Genomic DNA, 416 nt, shown 5'->3' on the forward strand with positions numbered 1-416 from the left:
CGTCCAGGAAGGCGTTCGCCGCCGCGTAGTTGGCCTGCCCGGCACCGCCGAAGGTCCCGGCGACGGAGGAGAAGACGACGAAGGCGGCCAGGTCCGCATCGCGGGTCAGCTCGTGCAGATGGGCCACCGCGTCGACCTTCGGCCGCAGCACGTGCGCCAGCCGGTCGGGGGTGAGCGCGGAGACCACGCCGTCGTCCAGGACACCGGCGGTGTGGACGACCGCCGTCAGCGGGTGCTCCGCCCGAACCGCACCGAGCACGGCAGAGAGCTGATCCCGGTCGGCCACGTCCACGGCAACCACCTCGACCCGCGCTCCCGACTCGCCGAGCTCACCGACGAGTTCTGCTGCACCGGGCGCCTCCGCGCCGCGGCGGCTCGCCAGCAGCAGATGCCGTACACCGTGCTCGGTGACCAGG

Annotated in this window: 1 protein-coding gene; it reads right to left on the reverse strand. The window is 73.3% G+C overall.

Features of this window, described 5'->3' with window-relative positions; translation table 11 throughout:
• A partial coding sequence (locus tag AC5WS8_RS39405) for an SDR family NAD(P)-dependent oxidoreductase (protein ID WP_496108279.1) occupies positions 1–416 on the reverse strand: 416 nt, incomplete at both ends.

The organism is Streptomyces sp. PTL18 (genome assembly GCF_059510295.1).